This window comes from Paenibacillus qinlingensis (assembly GCF_031455095.1).
Classification (GTDB): domain Bacteria; phylum Bacillota; class Bacilli; order Paenibacillales; family NBRC-103111; genus Paenibacillus_E; species Paenibacillus_E qinlingensis_A.
The window spans coordinates 181,847-202,164 of sequence record NZ_JAVDSB010000009.1 but is presented as its reverse complement, the minus strand read 5'-3'; the positions used below and the strand labels follow the sequence as shown (position 1 = coordinate 202,164).

The window sequence follows — 20,318 nt, the reverse complement described above, 5'->3', positions numbered from 1 at the left end:
AATAGCTATTTCCATCCTAATAAATGGGTTGTAAACACTTAAATTGTATTTTTTATCGAAGGAATTGGATATTTTGTAGACCATAACACGATTTTTCGAGAAGCCATTGGAGGTATTCAAGATATTCAATTTGTAAGCGCTATCATATAGTTAGTTCATAGCACAAGCAACCTTGCCGCTAGACTTCCAAAGCTAATATTTGAGGCAAAATGTTTCGATCGTCTCACAAGCCAGCTTACATTTTGGCGAAAAAGCAACACCCTTTTTCGAAGCCAGATCTTATGGCGAATAAAATTTCAGGAGGTCATTTTATGCAAACAAACAGAAAAAAAATGTTCACCATGTTAGTTGCCACATCTTTAATGGGAAGCTTAGTAGTTGCTTGCTCCTCCAATTCTTCCACACCAAGTGGCAGTACAAGTCCAGCCGCCTCTTCGGGAACGACGACGACAGCACCCAGTGCGGCAGCAGGTGGCGCTGTAACGTATCCGCTTAAATCAGACAAAACGTTAACGTATTGGGGAGAGCTGCCTGGTAACTTAACGGGGGTTAAAGCGACTCACGCCGACACGCCATTTTTCCAAAATTGGCAAAAGGTCACGGGTGTTCCACTAAAATTCACAGCGCCACCAACGAACCAAGGGAAACAAACATTGAACGTTTTATTAGCAACTGGCGATCTGCCAGACATGATTGAATATAACTGGCAAGGGGATTTCCCAGGCGGTCCTGAAAAAGCAATTAAAGACGGATATATCTTGAAATTAAACGATGTCATTGATAAATATGCCCCAAATTTGAAGAAATATCTCAAAGAGCATCCTGATGTAGATAAACAAGTCAAAACAGATAACGGAAGTTACTATGTGTTCCCTTTCATCCGCGGCGACGATTATTTGCGCGTCTTCCAAGGGCCGATCGTACGGAAAGATTGGTTGGATGATCTCGGCCTGCCTGTCCCGCAAACCATTGATGAATGGTATACAACACTGAAAGCGTTCAAAGAGAAAAAAGGCGCTACAGCGGCCTTCTCCGTCGTCAGTGCTCCTAGACCTTTCCAAGAATCTGGTGGCGGCGCCTTTGCTGGTGCTTTCGGAGTCGTACGTGATTTCTACCTTGACAATGGCGCGATTAAATTTGGTCCAGCTGAGAAAGGCTTCAAAGATTATCTCGCTACGCTGCACAAATGGTATGCAGAAGGATTAATTGATAAGAACTTTGCAACGGCTGATGGTAAAGCTTTGGATGCCAACATGGCTTCAGGTGCAACAGGTGTAACGGTACAGAATGCCGGCGGTGGGATCGGTAAATGGCAGCCGCTCATTACAGCGAAAGATCCTAAGGGCGTACTGATCGGCGCTCCATACCCTGTACTCAAAAAAGGCGACGTTCCCTTCTACGGTCAAAAAGACCCTGCAAATGCGCCTGGTGGATCTGTAGCGATCACAGCTACTTCCAAAAATATTGAAACAGCAGCAAAAATGCTTGACTATGGCTATTCCCAAGCAGGCGGAATGTTCTTCAACTTCGGAACAGAAGGTACTTCCTACAAAATGGAAAACAACTATCCGAAGTACACGGATCTCGTAATGAACAACCCGGATAAACTCGCTCCTGCACAAGCGTTGTCCCTCTATATCCGCGGTAACTACAACGGTCCATTTGTCCAAGATAAACGTTACATTGAACAATACTTGGCTTTGCAAACGCAACGTGATGCGGTAACCACTTGGTCCAAAACCGATGTAGATAAGCACAAATTGCCACCGATCACAGCTACACCAGAAGAAAGTACAGAGCTTGCTAAAATTATGACTGACCTCGACACGCTCGTGGATGAGATGACGCTCAAAATTATTTTAGGTACAGAGCCTGTAGACAGCTTCGACAAATATGTTGAGAAATTCAACAATGTGAAATTGAGCCGTGCGATTGAAATCAAAAAAGCTTCTCTTGATCGTTTCAACAAAAGATAAGAAGTCCCACGGGGGGCGAGGAGCACTAGCTCCTCCCTCCAAATCTTTAATTCCTGCGGCGAAGGGAGAGATATTATGCGTAAACCAGCGGAGGCTAGCTTTTCCATTCGCTTTAAACGCGATTTTCTATTAAATAAATATTTGTACCTCATGATGGTTCCCGTTCTGGCTTACTACTTTACTTTCCATTATGCGCCGATGTATGGAGCCTTAATTGCTTTCAAAGAGTACACGCCGATCAAAGGTGTTTTCGGCAGTCCATGGATTGGGTTTCAGAACTTTCATGATTTCTTTACGAGCTATTACTTCTGGCGTATCCTAAAAAATACGGTCATCATTTCTCTCTATTCGTTATGTTTTGAATTCCCTGCTCCTATTATTTTAGCTATTTTAATTAACGAGCTGACCAATAAGAAATTCCAACGCTTTGTGCAAACGGTTACTTATATGCCTTACTTTATCTCACTTGTTGTCATTGCCGGGATGATCAAAGATTTCACGAACAATGGCGGTTTAGTGAACACACTGCTGACTTACTTTGGCGCGAATGATACAGCGATGCTCCAGAAGCCTGAGCTGTTTCGAACCATATATATTTTATCTGAAATTTGGCAAAAAATTGGCTGGGAATCGATTATTTATCTAGCCGCGCTTATGAGCATCGATCAAGAACAGTACGAAGCTGCCAAAATGGATGGGGCCACGCGATTGAAATCGATATGGCATATTACCTTGCCAGGCATTCTCCCTACGATTTCCATCATGTTTATTCTTCGTATGGGCAATTTGCTAAATGTCGGATTTGAGAAAATCATTTTGCTCTACAACCCTAGTACTTACGATACAGCTGATGTCATCTCATCCTTCGTCTATCGGAAAGGTTTACAGGAATTTGGGTGGAGCTTCTCTGCCTCCGTTGGCCTGTTCAACTCTGTAATCAATTTAGTCCTGCTCATTACAGCCAACAAAATAAGTAAACGAGTTAGTGAAAACAGCTTATGGTAGTAAGGAGGAGCCAGCATGAAAATCAGCTTTTCGGATCGCATATTCGTCAGCATTAACCATATTTTATTGCTTCTACTAGTTGTAGTAACCTTATATCCAATGATCTACGTGACCTTCTCTTCCATCAGCGACGGTGCACAACTCATCACACATAAAGGTTTCCTGTACAGGCCGCTTGGTTTTAGTTTGGAAGCGTACAAAAGCGTTTTTAAAAACCCTGCTATTCTCAAAGGCTACCGCAATACCCTGTTTATTCTTGTGTTCGGGGTTGCAACCAATTTAATTGTCACCGCTTTAGGGGCCTACGTTCTTTCTCGGAAAAATGTAATGTGGAACAAAATCTTTATGTTCATCGTCGTGCTTACCATGTTTTTCAGCGGTGGACTCATTCCGATTTATCTCGTTGTGAAAGGTGTTGGCTTAATCGATTCTTTATGGGCAACCATTTTACCTTTCGCAGTCAACACCTTTAACCTAATCATCATGCGCACAGCTTTTATGGCGGTTCCCGAGAGCCTCGAAGAGTCCGCCAAGATGGATGGTGCCAATCATTTCACGATCCTGTTCCGTATCATCATCCCTCTTTCCATGCCCGTTATCGCCGTTATGATTTTGTATTATGCAGTTGAAAAGTGGAACGGCTGGTTCTATGCCTCCATCTTCATCAAAGACCGCGATCTGTATCCACTGCAGCTAACGCTCCGGGAAATTTTGATCGCAAATAACACCGAGATGATGTCCACCGGCGCCAATCAAGCCGATCAACATCAGATCGGGGAAACGATCAAGTATGCCACCATCATGGTTGCCTCTGTACCGATTCTAATTCTCTATCCGTTCGTTCAAAAGTATTTCGTGAAAGGCGTCATGATTGGCGCTGTTAAAGGGTAATCACGAACGATACTTACGAAACGTCGTCTTCTCCGATTCTGGGGAGGCGACGTTTTTTTCGTTGGACAAGATGAATATTTCGCACCGTTAGGCACAAGCAGAGACTGCCAAGTGCGATGGACATACATTATAGGACAGTTCATTTTTACAGAGTAAGGAGGAACCTCCATGCATATCGATCTTGGCTGCGGTCACCACAAGCACTCGAATTTCTTTGGCATCGATCGCGAGGCGTTACCCGGTGTTGATTTAGTATGTGATATCAACGCAGGAATTCCTTTGCCTGACAACGCGGTGGAGTTTGTCATGGCTAGTCGAAGCCTTCCCTTTGTCACTGATTTATTCACTGTCATGTCTGAGCTCTACCGGATCTGCAGGCACAAAGCCATTGTCTGTATTCTTGCGCCCTATGCGCATCATTTTCGCCATACGTCGAATCCGTATTTGAAGCAAAAATTTGATGAATATACCCCTCGTTATTTAACAAACTCCTTCCTTCAACCTGCAGGCAGCCCTATTTGTCCACCTGTACCCGAGTACCGTGAACACCATTCTCCTTTCGATTTCCGACTTATTCGGATGGAGCTATTCTATGAACCGCCATACTCGACAACGTTGTATGAGCAGGATGAATTAGACATGTTACAATACGTACAACCCAATCTAATTAGCGAAATTATGTATCATTTCGTGGTCGTCAAACAGGAATTACGGACCGACGATTGGCACCGAATTTGCAATCAAAAGTATGCCGAACCCATCTGGACTCCCTCACTTCGCCGTCAACGCGCACCAGAAATCGAGGAAAGCTTCGAAAATTTGGATGCCATCCCCCAATCCAAGAAAGCATCGCCCGTCAATCCAACTTCTAGCAATGAATCGATAAAATCCCCAAAAAAGTCAACTCAGCCCGTTAAAAAGAAAACAGGCACACACAAGTAAGATTTTTCATGTGCTGTTAATCATTTTTTCGTTTTCGGCTCATATCTTAAGACCATCGGCCTATTTTACTTTCCATCACCACACCGTTTACTCGATTGTGAGAATGAACGGTACAAATACTAGGGGGTGACGATCATAGCTCTCGTCGTCAGGGCCACACTCAACGCAACTGGCGCGATTACGTTCACCGGAAATACACTTGGCCTAAGCCGCTCAAATACAGAAGGTGTACCGGGAACCCAAGATAGTATTGGTGCTTTTACCACGACTAATACAGCGCTCAAATACGGAACTTATCCTAACGGAACCACTAGTCTCTATACCCTTAACAACTCATCAGCCATCCTTAACATTCCTGCTGGGAGCACCGTATTATACGCTGAATTAATCTGGGGTGGTTCTTATGTGAATGGCACTGTTAACTTAACAGCTTTTATTAACAATGCCGTCACCTTTACCACGCCTGCAGGGACCAGCAGCATTACGCCAGACAACGCAACCAAAAATGAATTCGACTTAGGTGGCGGAGCACTGGGATATGTCAGATCCGCTAACGTCACGACGCTCATTCAACAAGGAATGGCAGGAACGTATACAACTGGAAATGTGGTTGGAACCATCGTTATTCCTGGTGATTCCACCGCCAACCATGCTGGCTGGACGCTCGCTGTCATTTACCAGAACACCAGTTTGCCTTTCAGGAATATGTCACTGCGTGTTGGCGCTGTCCTTGTCCAATCAACATCTCCGCCCGTCAATACTACGATCACCGGATTTGCTACACCAGTAACGGGTGCTCTAGGCGGCAGAGCATTATTTAGCGGCCAGGAAGGAGATGCCAACCGAACAGGGGATCAAGCGTTATTCGGTCCTACAACCGGTTCATTAGTTGCATTATCTGGACCCAACAACTTTGCGAATAACTTCTTCGCTTCTCAGATCAATAATGACGCAGGGAACCTGAACACCACAGGAACTTTTGGCTCATCCAATCAGATCAATGGAGCGCCAGGGACGAATATTAGCGCCGGACGACAAGGTTGGGATATCACCAACATTGATGTATCTGCACGCCTTATTAACAATCAATCCTCAGCCGTACTGCAATTAACAACATCAGGCGATGCCTATGTCGTGAATGCCAATGGGATTCAGGTTGATATCAACGCTCCCAAAATTAATGTCACCAAAAGCGCCAATGTCGCTGGCACTGTGGTAGGGGATACGATTACCTACACAGTCACAACCAGCAATACGGGAACAGCCAGCGCTGCCAGCATCGTGTTATCTGATGCGCTCCCAACCGGCTCAACATTCGTTCCTGGCAGTGTCACGGTAGCTGGTGTTGCTAGACCCACCTATGATATTACTTCCGGTGCACCTCTTGGCTCACTTGCTTTCGGTTCCTCCATCATCGTTACGTACAAAGCGACGATCACAAGTATCCCAACTCCGTCCCAAATTGGGAATATGGCGAATGCCGCTTTTACGTTCCAGAGTGTCGCTGGAGGTAATGTCATTACGGGTGTCATTCCTTCGAACACGGTGACAACGCCCATTTACGCACCGAAGATTGGCATCGTAAAGTCGGCTAACACAGCCAATGGTTCGGTGGGAAGTACAGTCACGTATACACTGCAAGTCGCCAATACCGGGAATATCGGGGCGAATGTTACCATCACCGATAACATTCCTCAAGGTACTTCTTATGTACCTAATAGCTTTAAGGTCAATGGTGTCACTGTCCCTGGTGCGAATCCCGTGACAGGTGTCAACATCGGGACTGTCGCCGCTGGCGGCACATCAACCGTTACCTTCGACATTCTGATTCTCGTACTGCCTTCGCCATCGCAAATTATTAATAAAGCAAATAGTACATATACTTTTCAACCACCAGATGGCCGAACCATTTCAGGTGCGGCAGAATCCAACACGCTCACGATTCCTGTTCGATTACCGAGCGTGGGAGCTGTCAAAAGCACACCCGTTATCGACGCCGTCGTTGGAGACACCTTTACATACAACACAGTTATTACAAATTCAGGTGTAGAGAGCGTTACAAATGTTGTTCTAACCGATACGATACCCGCTGGCACTGTATTCGTACCAGGAAGTGTACTTGTTGGCGGAGTTTCCAAACCAAGCGCCGTTCCTGACGGAGGTATTGGTGTTGGCTCCATTGCCGCAGGCAGTTCTGTCACCGTTAGCTTTCAGGTCAATGTCGTCTCCCTACCGCCTTCAGGACAATTAGCGAATCAGGCTGGCGTCTCGTATTCATCTGGTACCTTTAATGGGACATCGTTAAGCAATACCATTACAACACCGGTTTTCCAACCCATCGTTTCGATTGCCAAAAGTGTCAACAGCACGAACGCCACAGTTGGCGATACCCTGACCTATACACTTATCGTTAGCAATCAAGGTAATATCGCTGTTCAACCAACGATCGTAGATGCGATATCCCCATCATCTTCGTTTGTGGCAGGCAGTGTTACGATAAATGGCGTTTCCAGCCCTGGTTCCAATCCTGCTACTGGCATTGCGGCAGGTTCTCTTGCACCAGGGGGCACGACGACGATTACCTTCCAAGTTGTTTTGCAAAGCTTACCATCACCACCACGACTGACGAACTCCGGCACCGTCAATTACACGTATCAACCGCCTGATGGGCGTGTATTGCCGGGAAGTGCAACGTCCAACACAACTGACATCCCAGCCTCGGCACCGAATGTTTTAGTGACGAAATCCGTCAACCTGACCTATGCTGCCTTTGGTGATGTTCTTATTTACTCACTAGATATTCTTAACAATAGTGTTGTTCAGGTTATGAATGTGGTTATTAATGATGCGCTTGCAAGCGGGGTTACCTTCCTGCCTGGCAGTGTGATCGTCGATGGCGTTCCGAAGCCTACCGCCAATCCTACAACGGGATACACACTAGGTTCTATAAATCCAAGCGTCACAACTCACGTTGTATTTCGGGCAACCGTAACATCACTTCCTAATCCGCCACAAGTCCCGAACAACGCAAGTATCAGCTTCACATCTGGCGCTTTTTCTGGGTCAACTTTTTCGAACAGCGTCATTACCTTCATCGAACAGCCCATCATTTCCCTTACCAAAAGCGCTAGTCAATCCTTAGCGGTTATTGGTGACATCGTTGCGTACACGATTGAAGTGCGCAACACGGGAAGTATAGCGGCCAATGCGACGCTTTTTGATAATATTCCTGCAGGCAGTTCGTTTCTTGTGAACAGCGTTATTGTCGATAATGCACCATTACCTGGCGTTGATCCCATAAGCGGCATCCCCATTGGTACCATTCCTGTGGGTGGAGTTAAGTCTGTCGTATTTTCAGTGGCAGTAGAATCGCTGCCGAACCCGCAGCAATTAGTTGACCAAGGTACAACTAGCTACACATTTACGCTCACAGATGGCCGTTCACTCTCTGGATCTGGCAGTTCCAATACGGTAACGATTCCCGTATCTGCCCCTAATGTCGTGGTGACGGAAACTGTCAATGTAAGTTCAGCGGTTCAGGGTGACACAGTTATCTACACAGTTGTGATCACCAACCAAGGTGTTGCGAACGTCAACAATGTGATTATGACCAGCATTGCCGATGTCAGCACTTCATTCATTCCCGGAAGCGTCCTCGTAAATGGCGTACCATCGCCAAACACGAATCCGTCCACCGGTATTCCAATCGGAACACTGGCTCCCAATACGCCGGTAACCGTGACATTTGAGGTGAAAATCACAATGCCAACGCCACAAATCATTAACCAATCTAATGTCAGCTTTACATCTGGTACGTTCTCAGGCTCCTCCTCTTCCAATAATGTCGTCACACCTGTCACACAAGCGGATCTGACGTTGCTGAAAACGGCCAATACATCGAATGCCACTGTTGGTGATACCGTACTCTATAGTATTCTGGTAACAAATACAGGCAATCTAGAAGCGAATGTGATTGTGACCGATACCATTCCAGCAGGAACTTCTTTCGTTCTAAATAGTGCTATCGTTGATGGTACGCCTCAGCCAGGGGCTGATCCGATCACAGGTATTAACGCCGGCACGATTGCAGCAGGCAGCTCCAAAACGGTATCCTTCTCGGTACTCATCAACACCTTACCTAGCCCACAAGTCATCAGCAATACCGGAACGGCTACATATACCTTCTTCCCGCCAGATGGGCGTACCATAACACGCACAGCGACATCCAATACCGTTTCGTTCCCTGTTTCTTCGCCTAATGTGGCGGTTAATAAAACCACATCATCTACAGCACTCACGGTTGGGGATACGATTACGTATAGTACCGTCATCACGAATAACGGGATTACAGCCATTACGAATGTTTCCTTTTCAGATCAAATTCCGACCGGCGGAACCTTCGTTCCTGGCTCTGTCGTCATCACAGGTGCTCCAACACCTGTCGTTCCTCCAAATCCTGCCACAGGTGTTAGCATAGGTACAATTGCCGTCGGCGCATCGGTTACTGTTTCTTTCCAAGTACTCGTTACTTCGGTGCCTAGCCCAGCGGAATTTCATAATTTTGCATCCGTCAGCTTCACTTCTGGCGCACTGTCTAGCACAACTAATTCCAATACGGTTATTACACCTATTTATCAACCTGTCGTTAATGTGCTCAAAAGCGCGAACAGCACGAATGCCACTGTTGGCGATACCATTGTCTACACGCTGAACGTCTCCAACACAGGGAATTATCCCACTGCCGTTAACATTTCGGACACCATTCCATCCAATACGACATTCCTACCAAACAGCGTCTTTGTAAACAACGTACCTTGGCCAGGGGCCGATCCGGCGACAGGCTTTTCCATTGGCACACTTGATCCTAATACGACGGTGCCGGTTACCTTTTCCGTCATTATCGATTCGTTGCCTAACCCGCAGATCTTAACGAACACAGCTACAGCTGCCTATTCCTTTACACTTCCTGATGGTCGTACATTCAATCGCAGCGTGAGTTCCAACACGGTTACCATCTCGGTATCATCACCTGACGTTAGCATTGCCAAAAGTACAACCGTTACTGACGCTGTCGTGAACGATATTATTCCTTATAAATTCGTCATTATGAACAATGGTATTGCTCCTATTAATAATGTCGTATTCTCTGACCCGTTGCCTTCCGGAGAAGCCTTCATTCCGGGCAGTGTCATCATTACTGGCGCTCCAACGCCTCCTGTTCCACCGAATCCAGTATCAGGTATTGCACTTGGTACCATTGCAGTAGGTGCGACCGTTACGATTACCTTCGATGTTAGAGTCACATCCTTGCCAGACCCTGCTCAATTAAATAACTACGGTTCTGTTAGCTTTACTTCCGGCGCCTTCTCAGCGGTCACCTTCTCCAACACCATTACGACGCCGGTCTATCAACCAATTCTATCCGCCGTCAAAAGCTCTAATTCAACCAATGCAACGATTGGCGATTTGATTATTTACACGATTAATGTCAAAAACTCGGGGAATTACCCAGCTTCCGTATCTCTCATTGACAACATTCCAAGCGGTACGACATTCCAACAAAACAGCGTTGTACTTAACGGAATTACACAGCCTGGAGCTGACCCTACAGCGGGCATACCATTCACTTCACAGCCTGGTGCAACTGACATCGTTACCTTCGGTGTTTTAATTGTATCCTTACCAACTCCGCAAACATTAGTTAATACAGCAACAGCTAACTATACATTCAGTCCGCCTGACGGGCGTATTATCACTGGCTCCATCAATTCTAATACAGTGAGTATCCCTGTCTCGGCACCTAATGTGCAGTTATCTAAATCATCTACAGCAACGGATGCCGTTGTTGGCGATATTGTTCCTTATGAAGTTATTATCACGAATAGTGGGATTACTACCGTGAATAACGTCCAATTCTTTGATCCGCTTCCAGCCTCCACAAGCTTCGTAACTGGCAGCGTCAAAATTAATGGGGTAACGGCACCGAATGCGAATCCGACGAATGGTATTTCACTCGGTTCGATTCCCGCAGGAAGCCAGGTTACCGTCGCTTTCAATGTCACGGTTACGGCATTGCCTACATCCCAGCAGCTTAGCAATCAATCGTCAGTCACCTTTACAACGGGTGCTTTCTCAGCGTCTGCCTTCTCCAACACGGTCATTGTCCCTGTATATCAGCCGATACTTTCTGTGCTCAAGGGTGCGAATACAACGAATGCAACAGTTGGGGATACGATTATTTACTCCTTAACACTGACGAATTCCGGAAATCTATCTGCGGATGCAACGGTCTTTGACTCCATCCCAGCAGGTACAGCTTTTGTTCCGAACAGCGTAATTATCGATGGCGTTTCTCAGCCAGGCGTGAATCCATCAACTGGTATTAATGCTGGAGCGATTGCTCCGGGTGATTCTGTCGATGTCTTAATCACACTAGAAGTAACCGTAGACGCACTGCCATCTCCGCAGTTGCTTTCCAACCAAGCTACGGCGAACTATACGTTCTCACCGCCAGATGGCCGTCTATTAAACGGTTCTGTTCAATCCAATATTTTGGTCATCCCAGTTTCAGCGCCTAACGTTAAAGTTGTAAAAAGCACGGATGCCATTGATGCGATTGTTGGCGATACCATTCTATACACCATCGTGGTCTCGAATAATGGAATTGAAACCGTTAATAACGTCGTGCTGACCGATCCGATCCCAACTGGAACCAGCTTCATCGTGGGAAGTGTCATCGTAGGCGGAGTTTCCAAACCTGCTCTTAATCCGAGCACAGGTGTACCAATCGGTTCTATTCCTGCCGGTGGTTCAGTCACGGTTACATTCGAGGTGACGGTCGTATGACGGCCGACTCCCACTCCTCGAATCACCTGATCAATCAATCTGTCGTAAGATTCAGTTCAGGCACCTCCACCAGCCATTCTTACTCGAATATCGTAGATACGCCTGTGGTTGGTCCGATTATTACTGTACTCAAAAAAGCAAACACACATCTGGCCGTTCTCGGCCAGATCATCACCTACACCTTGTCGATCGCCAATAAGGGTAACTTGGATGCACAAGTTACCCTTTTTGACAACATGCCTGAAGGCACCGCCTTTATTCCAAACAGCGTAATTGTTGATAATATTCCGTTGCCTATGGCAAGACCTGACCATGGTATACCCCTAGGTACTATGCAGGTATGCCAAACCATTGAAGTTACCTTTCAAGTTATCGTCTTAGAAATACCTGACAATCGACAACTAAAGAATCAAGCAACTACCGTCTATTACTTCCATACACCTGGCGGCAGAGATGTTTCGGGCAGCTCTAAGTCCAACACGATTATCATTCCGTTTAAAGAAACCAAACTAAAATTCACCAAACAAGCAAGTACAACATCTACGTATGTTGGGGACACGGTCACCTTTTACTTTACGATCAAGAATGACGAAGACTGTCCGATCCATCACCCCTTCTTCAAGGATGAATTGCCTGCAGGTGTTGCCTTTGTACCAGGAAGTGTTAAGATCGATGGGGTTAGCTACCCTGCCGCAAATCCTAATATGGGTATCAAGCTTGGAGATATCCCTGCGCATTCGGAAGTTTGTCTTCAGTTTCAAGTCACCATTGTGCATGTGCCCGCATCGCATTGCATCGTAAACTCTGCCGTTCTAACGTATACCTTCGAGGATTGCAAAGGAAAAATCGTTTCGAATTCGATATCGATCCACGTTTATGATCCTGCTCTAACCGTGGTTGAATCTGTGCTTGAACCTAAAGCTACCCTTGGTGATACATTGACTTATTCCATTACAATTGCCAATCATGGCAATATTACCACCGAGGTCCGACTTTCCGATTTCATTCCCGAAGGCAGCTTCTATGTCGTAGGAAGTTTAACCGTAGATGGCGTTCCCTATAGTCAGACTGTTCTCCCTAGCATCATACTGCTTGGTACGTTGCAGCCGAATACGTCATTTCTTGTGAAATTCCAAGTCACGGTCAACTCGTTCGCCATTTCCTTGAATCAGAAGTTACTTACTAGCCAAGCTCATGTTTTATTTACTTATCAACTGCCAGATGGTCGTATCGTCTCGAATATGATGTTATCCAATCTCGTTACGGTTGAACTCTTACTGCCTATCATGGATATTCTTCTGTCAGCTAATCCACGTCAGGCAGAGCCTGGTACGACGATCCATTACCACATTCTTATTGCCAACACTGGCAATTTAGCTGCAAATCAGGTGAGTCTGACCGACTGGATTTCTCCGTTAAATACATTTATTCCGGGATCTCTACGGATCGATGGTGTTGTCATCCAAGACGTTAATGTCAAACAGCCACTGCTACTTGGCAATTTACCGCCGCGTTCGAGCATTGAAATCACCTATGATGCCTCTATCGTCCACCATACCAATGTGAGACGTCTCACGCTTCAAGTCCCTTCAACATTCGAATACCAAGTGAATGACCCCATTCATAAAGGTACCGTACTTTCCAACGTTATCGTGATACGTATTGATCATGCCGAGGAGTAGCAAGTTGAATCTCTCATCATCACCAAAAAAGAAGCCGAGGCTGCCATAGCCTCGGCTTCTAAATTAGTTACGATCATTAATCGCTTTGATGATTTCAACAGGGATTTTCGGCTTGCGATCATAAGTGAGCAATCCATTAATTTCCTGCTCGACATCCGTCAATTGCGTATAGCAATAACCTTGTACAACGCCGGAGTTCAGGAGTGGACGAATGACTGCGCGCAGCTTTTGCTCATAATCCTCGTCATTATCTGCCCCGGAGTAGCCCCAGCCTTCCCATTCACTCTTCTTGTACGCAATTCCGCCAAATTCGGTAACCAGGATCGGCTGACCTTGATAAGGGAACCCTTCCACAAAAAGACGTCGATTGGCAGGCATTGCATGAACCGCTTTTTCCTTGGAACTGTATCGCTCGCTCAACACTTCTTCCCGCCACTCATAATCATGAATCGCGAATATGTCAGTTGTGACAAGCTCCCATCCATCATTCGAAATGACAGGACGCATTGGATCCAGCGATTTGCTCAAATGATACATCGTCAAAGCGTGCTGCTGCTGCAGTTTATCAATTTGAATGTTCGGGACACCCCAGCTTTCATTAAGCGGTACCCAAGCAATAATTGACGGATGATTATAATCCCGCTCCATTGAGGCAATCCATTCTTTCGTAAATTGCCCTACATACTTATCCGTGTACTCGTATGCATTCGCGGCTTCACTCCACACAACGAGCCCCAGTACATCGCACCAGTACAAGAATCTTGGATCCTCCAACTTCTGATGCTTACGAGCCCCATTGAAGCCCATTGCTTTAGTAAGCTCGACATCTTGTTTGATCGCATCATCGCTCGGCGGCGTCAAATTCCCATCGGGGAAGTAGCCTTGATCCAGCACCATTTTCAAGAAATAAGGACGATTATTCAAGCACAACTTGCCATCTTCAATGGAAACCTTGCGCATACCGAAGTAGCTGCTGACAACATCCACAACCTCATTATCGATTAGCAATGTAAAATTAACATCGTATAGGTTCGGCTTCTCCGGTGTCCACCAACCGCCAAGTCCATGATCATTGAAGTCATTCAACCGCACTTTCCGTGCGCCAGTTCCGCTTCGAATGCCATAAACATCTTTCGATACGATCTCGCCTTTAAACGAAATATCAACCTTCAATTGATACGTAGACGTGGCATGTGCGTCGATACCTTCGATGTCATAGCTAATTTCAATCTGCTTCGCATCGATATCCGGCGTCATCTTCACCTTCGCTAAGTGAGCATCTGCAGAGACCGCTTCCATCCACACCGTTTGCCAAATACCTGTAGTTCTTGTATAGAAAATGCTTGCGGAATCCGCTTTCCAATATTGCTTCCCTCTTGGCAGTGTCACATCTTTACTGAAGTCTACAGCTTTTACAACGAGCTTATTGCTCCCGTCAAGAAGAGCATCTGTAATGTCCGCGTGGAAAGGCGTGTGACCTCCTTCGTGCGTTGCTACCAGGATGCCATTCACCCAGACCGATGCTAGGTAATCGACGGCTCCAAAATGAAGTAGAATTCGCTTATTCGCAAATTCCTTAGGAATCTCCAGCTCGCGGCGGTACCAGACGACATCGTGGAATTCATTATTGCCAATGCCGCTTAATTGACTTTGAAAAGCAAAGGGCACTTGGATCTTCTGTGAAAATGCCTTCTCGCCTTGGTGCCATTTCTGTTTGGATCCTATAGATTCATCATCGAATTCGAATTCCCACTCACCGTTCAAATTGATCCAACTATCTCGTACAAATTGTGGTCTAGGATATTCAGCTCTTGGTTGATTGCTCATTGTGATGGAAAACCTCCAATTAGATAATTTATAAGTTAATTAAATAACGTAATAATTCCTGATTTCATTATGCAATCGCACGAATATAAAGTCAATACATGTTATTCAATTAACTTATAGGTTACACTAATGAAGACCTTATGACTCGTCGTTTAGACTTAATTCACTGAGACTGCTACTTTCGACGTCTCAGAGTGAACTTGGTGCTGATGCGGCTCCGAGACTGCAATTAATGACGTCTCAGCGCCGCGTTTTCGTAGTTATATGTAAAAGACCCCCACACAGATATTCTCCATGTGAGGGTCCTTAGAACATAAACTAGTCAATATAACCGGCCATGCCATTCTTCATCAAGTATTCCATCTCAGCTTCCAAGATAGTATCCACCGCAAGCTCACTCAGCTTCACATCAGGCCGGCTCAGAATATGATCGATCAAATCATCACTATCAATGTCTACAGGGCCTTTGGAGCCTTGCTCGGCTTTGGTGATATACGCTTTCTCATGTTTAAGTACAAGCTCAACTTGCTTCGGGTCGGCCTTCGTCTTGCTGATAATCAATTGTAACAGCTCCTGCTCATTCATGGGTGCAGTCATTCTTCTCACTCCTAATCTGGTTATATCGCCTATTGTACCATAAGTGAACAAAAAGAGACCCACAGCAACGGGCCGCGGGTCTAAAGGTTTATATTTTAAAAGGGGGTCGTCTTTTATTATAAGCGATTAACATGTAGGACAGATTACTATCATATTTCTTTTATATTACAAATTCACATTGATCACATACGGAACGATGAACACTTCGTTATTTTGCTGAAACTGGCCCCAAATTTTGTATATGCCTTTTTTGGGAAACAGAATCTTAAACGCCGCGCTTGGCCCTGAAGTCGCTGATGGATCCGCCGGATGAACATGGACATACTCATTCCCATCCTCACTAATCGCAACAATATGACCTACGCTGCCGAGATAAGGCTGCAAATTGGTAACAGGCGTTTTCTCGGTACCTTGCTTGAATGTAAATACCATGTCAAGAGTCATACCTGCCATGAGATGATCGAAGGCTAGCGTGACTTCCTTGTCACCTACTTGTTTGGTTAAGCTTTTGTCGGGCTGAAGCTTAATAGCCTTCGGGGCTTTTCCGTTAATCGTCACCCAATGAGATTGAACAGTCTCCCCTAAGCCCGTCGGTGTAAAATCAGCAATAAGCTGATAGTATCCTCCCGCGGGGAATGACGTTTGGACATCGAATCGGCCAGCGCCCGCATAGTTGGGATGCAAGTGGTCGAAGTAGGACAAATCCCGACTGACCACGATGAGGTGCATCAGCTTCTCATGCATCAGATCAAACTTCTCGATCGGCCGATTCCATTTATTTTGAACCAGAATGGTTAGGTTGGATAACTCATTCGGTAAATAATGGGGTGAATCCAAGGAGAAGCGGGCAAGTGCGTCACTCGTATGTTGATGTGTAACCGATGATGAAGACATCGTCATGCCGGTCATGCCTGACATATCCGACATATCAATCGTCGTTGTTGAAGATGAACCGCAAGCTGAAAGGAAGACAACTAGGCAGATAAGGGGCAGCAGTTTCCCTCTCATCTGCTTTGACTAGTTGCAACTGGCGCTGCAAGAATACTTAAACCAAGCGACGACAAGGCACACAGGAATATCGTCCCTCCCCACAGCTCAGGCGACCAGTGTAAGGTATGAAATAATTTCAAGCTAGCGAAATACAGTCCCCAAATCAAGACAGGAAGCACAAAGAAGACAGCCTTATACCGCCAATCTGTTACCTCTCTCTCTTTGATTTCACGAAATAAGACATCACCGATCACGCCGCTAATGAGCAGAATGATGATGGAACCATAATCCCTGAATCCATCCAGAACCGCAAGGAAGATGGACTCAAACAGGAAGAATAACGTAACCGTACCGAAGGGGAGCTTCCATCTGCGCAGGACAAACATGACTGGAATGACAAGAATCATAGTTGTCAGCATAAAATCAACTACAGCTTTTGCTACCGCATCGTAGTCTCTCGCCATCCATAAGTTTTGGCGGAAGGACCATGCGTACATAAGGAAGAAAGCGAACACCGTAAACGTGAGCCCAATTGATGTTAGCGCCGGTAACAATTGGCGAAACGTTGGCGCAGCCCCCTTTTCAGCAGCGCTGATCGCACGGTAGGGACTTGTCAATATGAGGAGCGCCCCCGATAACAATAGGAGATGGGTTGGGCTTAGAAGCGCTTCAATATTTTTCTCAATGCCGAAGACCGTGTGCCAATACATATCGCCAAGCCCACCTGCAAAGAAGAGGATAACCCCTGCTACGCCAAGCTTGTAGCCAACGGGGATCGCTGAGATCCAAGTCGTGGATGGGTTACTGATTTTGTTCGAGCGAATCATGAAGAAAATCCAACCTGCACAAGCCAAGTAACCGGAGTAAAGAATCGCGTGCCACGGTGTAAAAAAGGTTTCTACTGCTCCATGGTTATGGGCGAAGCCATCAATAAACAGGCCAATAATGAGCCACATCCCCATGATCATCGTGATCGAATGCTTGGACGTCGTCGTGGTACCCATTACCTTACTTACCTCTACTTGGACAGACAAAAACGATCAGCTCCTTACGATATGATTAGATTTAATTCTTCGGGGGTGCTAAGTCCATCGTTCAATGCTTGCTGACGCAGTGCCAAATATAACTCAGCTTTCGTCGTATTATAATAAGGTAATACAAACAACACACCTACGCCAAGTGCTAAAACACCCAGAAGAAACCACCCAATAAAGGAAAGATCCAGCACAAACATCCGCCATTTAAATCCGCGCGTCATCTGATTGCTGAGCTGTACGGCTCTTTTCCGGCCAATCGTAGGGTTATCTCCCAAAATATACGGAACCAAACTGTACGCATAACTCTTCACGATACCAGGGATGATGAGCAATAAATACCACAAAAAGTTAAGCAAAGCACTCCAAAACATCGCAGCAACCGTTCCTATATACTTTCCTTTACCAAATGCGTAAAGCAGATAGTTCATATTCACATCGCCTTGAGAGGCTTGTTTGAAATATTGCTGCGTGTTCACTTTAAACGGGGCTATCACAAAGATATTGAAGGCAGCTACGGTCAATCCTACTACGATCGCAACTAGAATAATGATGATCAGAATAAGTGCACCTACACCATCCGAAATATCCCCAAAATCTGCCCGCATGCCGGATAGGTTAACGGAGGAACCACTATTTGAATTCCAGTTGCAACTTGGGATCCCCCCGCCAATGATGGCAAGCAGTAAGCTGACCAAGAATGCCTTCCAATAGGATGTTCGAAGTACTAGTTTGGCTCTGCTTTTTAATTCCTTACGTGACCAATCCACGCAATCCCTCCTCAGGTAAATCCATATATACCATCTTATTTTATCTTGGAATGGCATAGAACAGTACCTATTCTTACCAAATTAGATGCGATCTTTCTTTCATTGACCGTCTCCTAGATATGGGCATACAATTAGTCATAATCCCCTGTGAGAGGAAGCCACTTCATGCATACAAAGGTTGTCTGGATTTTTGCAGCTTTACTAGGCTTGGCGAGCTCTATCGCCATTCTCCTATTCGTTATAGATCGTAAAGTGGATCTGATTGAGCCTAATCAACCTGCAATGGCTGATGTGAATAATCCTCCCGCAACGACTGATTCTCCTTCTCGCCCCAAGCAACCCGATCTGATTACCTATTGGACCGACCAAGAAAAGAAATCTAACCTAACAGGGCATCCAGAAGCTGCATCTGTCTACAGAGAACGAATCACCGCTTACTCAGCTGGACCTCCTTCGTTACCTCCTATTTGGCCTACTATACAAACACCTTCAACGCATATGGAGATTTATCTTCGCGACGCAACGCCAGGGGATTCTTCCAAAACAGCTCCGACTTCTACTTCTTTGTTAGCCAAACATGAACCAGCATCAGGAGTTTATATCGGTATGCTTGGGGCAGATCGCCGAGTAGGCTATGATGTCACGAAGATCGAAGACGTATACGGACGTAAGCACGCACTTTACTTGGCTTATGTCGGATGGCGGAAAGTGCAAACGGACACGAATACCTACTTCCCCGCACGGACTGCCGAAAGAGTCAAAGAGCTTGGCGGAGCCCTCCAGATTGGTTGGGAACCACGCTACGGCTTAGACGACGTACAAGATGATGAATATGTCCGCCGATTTGCGCGAGAGGCGAAAGTGTCCGGAATCCCAATCTTCCTTCGTTACGCTTCGGAAATGAATGGAGCTTGGGTGCCCTGGCACGGAGAACCCCAGAAATATATAGAGAAATTCCGCCTTGTTCACAACATTATGGCCGAAGAAGCGCCGAATGTAGCCATGGTATGGTCGCCTAACTTCTGGCCACCGGATACGGTGGATGACTACTATCCTGGGGACGCCTACGTGGACTGGGTTGGTTTTTCCTTATATAGCACCCCCATCTCAGCTGAGAAAGAACAGTTAAAGGGCACCGTTATTGATACCTTTGCCCCGCTCTACGAACGCTACAGCCATAAGCCTATTATGATTTCAGAAGGAGCTGTTGCACACACCTATTTGCCAACGAATCAATCGTATTGGAGCTGGGCAGAAGGCCAGTTGGGTTACATGTATGGACTCTTACCGCGATTGTTTCCACAGATAAAAGCAATCACTTACTTTAACTACAGCCGTGCTCAAGCTATTCGAACAAACGGAAGTTATGTCTACGATATCGGAGAGAATCCTTACATGGACGGGTATTATCAAAGGCTGATCGCTTCCGATTGGTTTTTGAGTAAAATCGAACAAGGAGTGAATCCCATTTCGTATCGGTATTCGCCAGTCAACTCACCTTCGCTCCCGACTGGGAAACAAACCGTGCTCGTGTATCCCAAGCTTGTTAATGATCGAGGTGAACCCCCATTTGCCATCGCCCTATACCAAGGTAAGCAATTGCTTGGTGTGAGTTATGAAGCTCCCTGGGAAATCGACATTCAAGTAAATGCCGAATCGGCCTCTGAACCTTGGTCTTTGTTCGCCTACAATGCCAAGATGGAACTGACGGCTGTCAGCACAGGGATTGGGCTCGCCAAGAGGTGAACATCCTACATA

Annotated in this window: 12 protein-coding genes; 7 read left to right on the top strand and 5 right to left on the bottom strand. The window is 46.0% G+C overall.

The window, feature by feature from the left end; translation table 11 throughout:
• The first annotated feature begins 311 nt into the window (after nt 1–311).
• From J2736_RS21940 to J2736_RS21915, 6 genes are all read left to right on the top strand, one after another.
• Nucleotides 312–1,976 (top strand): type 2 periplasmic-binding domain-containing protein, encoded by a 1,665-nt coding sequence (locus tag J2736_RS21940; RefSeq protein WP_310500733.1) that lies wholly within the window; start codon nt 312–314, stop codon nt 1,974–1,976.
• Nucleotides 1,977–2,051: 75 nt separating this feature from the next.
• On the top strand, nt 2,052–2,981 hold the full coding sequence (locus J2736_RS21935; protein ID WP_310500732.1) for an ABC transporter permease: 930 nt from the start codon (nt 2,052–2,054) through the stop codon (nt 2,979–2,981).
• A gap of 15 nt (nt 2,982–2,996) precedes the next feature.
• Nucleotides 2,997–3,872 (top strand): carbohydrate ABC transporter permease, encoded by an 876-nt coding sequence (locus tag J2736_RS21930; protein WP_310500731.1) that lies wholly within the window; start codon nt 2,997–2,999, stop codon nt 3,870–3,872.
• 168 nt (nt 3,873–4,040) lie between these two features.
• Entirely contained in the window at nt 4,041–4,814 is a 774-nt protein-coding gene (locus J2736_RS21925) for a class I SAM-dependent methyltransferase (protein ID WP_310500730.1), read from the top strand.
• A gap of 126 nt (nt 4,815–4,940) precedes the next feature.
• The gene (locus tag J2736_RS21920; RefSeq protein WP_310500729.1) at nt 4,941–11,660 is read left to right on the top strand and encodes a hypothetical protein; all 6,720 of its coding nucleotides are present in this window, start codon (nt 4,941–4,943) and stop codon (nt 11,658–11,660) included.
• Nucleotides 11,657–13,342, top strand: coding sequence for a DUF11 domain-containing protein (locus tag J2736_RS21915; RefSeq protein WP_310500728.1), 1,686 nt, complete (start codon nt 11,657–11,659; stop codon nt 13,340–13,342). Before J2736_RS21920 ends, J2736_RS21915 begins: the two co-directional genes overlap by 4 nt.
• A 63-nt stretch (nt 13,343–13,405) precedes the next feature.
• Here J2736_RS21915 and J2736_RS21910 read toward each other — a convergent pair whose 3' ends face one another.
• The 5 genes from J2736_RS21910 to J2736_RS21890 form a co-directional block, all read right to left on the bottom strand.
• Entirely contained in the window at nt 13,406–15,169 is a 1,764-nt protein-coding gene (locus tag J2736_RS21910; RefSeq protein WP_310500727.1) for a glycoside hydrolase family 2 protein, read from the bottom strand.
• A gap of 318 nt (nt 15,170–15,487) precedes the next feature.
• Nucleotides 15,488–15,766 (bottom strand): hypothetical protein, encoded by a 279-nt coding sequence (locus J2736_RS21905; protein ID WP_310500726.1) that lies wholly within the window; start codon nt 15,764–15,766, stop codon nt 15,488–15,490.
• 165 nt (nt 15,767–15,931) lie between these two features.
• Nucleotides 15,932–16,774, bottom strand: coding sequence for a putative periplasmic lipoprotein (locus J2736_RS21900; protein ID WP_310500725.1), 843 nt, complete (start codon nt 16,772–16,774; stop codon nt 15,932–15,934).
• Entirely contained in the window at nt 16,771–17,790 is a 1,020-nt protein-coding gene (locus tag J2736_RS21895; RefSeq protein ID WP_310500724.1) for a hypothetical protein, read from the bottom strand. The genes J2736_RS21900 and J2736_RS21895 overlap by 4 nt, the downstream gene beginning before the upstream one ends.
• Nucleotides 17,791–17,804: 14 nt before the next feature.
• Nucleotides 17,805–18,560 (bottom strand): DUF975 family protein, encoded by a 756-nt coding sequence (locus J2736_RS21890; protein WP_310500723.1) that lies wholly within the window; start codon nt 18,558–18,560, stop codon nt 17,805–17,807.
• A gap of 165 nt (nt 18,561–18,725) precedes the next feature.
• Between J2736_RS21890 and J2736_RS21885 the strand changes: the two genes are divergently transcribed.
• Nucleotides 18,726–20,306, top strand: coding sequence for a glycoside hydrolase family 26 protein (locus tag J2736_RS21885; protein ID WP_310500722.1), 1,581 nt, complete (start codon nt 18,726–18,728; stop codon nt 20,304–20,306).
• Nucleotides 20,307–20,318: the final 12 nt, after the last annotated feature.

What these genes read in the sequence shown, in the direction of transcription:
- J2736_RS21940 (WP_310500733.1), top strand. Translation starts at nt 312, where the DNA reads ATGCAAACAAACAGAAAAAAAATGTTCACCATGTTAGTTGCCACATCT.
- J2736_RS21935 (WP_310500732.1), top strand. Translation starts at nt 2,052, where the DNA reads ATGCGTAAACCAGCGGAGGCTAGCTTTTCCATTCGCTTTAAACGCGAT.
- J2736_RS21930 (WP_310500731.1), top strand. Translation starts at nt 2,997, where the DNA reads ATGAAAATCAGCTTTTCGGATCGCATATTCGTCAGCATTAACCATATT.
- J2736_RS21925 (WP_310500730.1), top strand. Translation starts at nt 4,041, where the DNA reads ATGCATATCGATCTTGGCTGCGGTCACCACAAGCACTCGAATTTCTTT.
- J2736_RS21915 (WP_310500728.1), top strand. Translation starts at nt 11,657, where the DNA reads ATGACGGCCGACTCCCACTCCTCGAATCACCTGATCAATCAATCTGTC.
- J2736_RS21910 (WP_310500727.1), bottom strand. Translation starts at nt 15,169, where the DNA reads ATGAGCAATCAACCAAGAGCTGAATATCCTAGACCACAATTTGTACGA.
- J2736_RS21905 (WP_310500726.1), bottom strand. Translation starts at nt 15,766, where the DNA reads ATGACTGCACCCATGAATGAGCAGGAGCTGTTACAATTGATTATCAGC.
- J2736_RS21900 (WP_310500725.1), bottom strand. Translation starts at nt 16,774, where the DNA reads ATGAGAGGGAAACTGCTGCCCCTTATCTGCCTAGTTGTCTTCCTTTCA.
- J2736_RS21885 (WP_310500722.1), top strand. Translation starts at nt 18,726, where the DNA reads ATGCATACAAAGGTTGTCTGGATTTTTGCAGCTTTACTAGGCTTGGCG.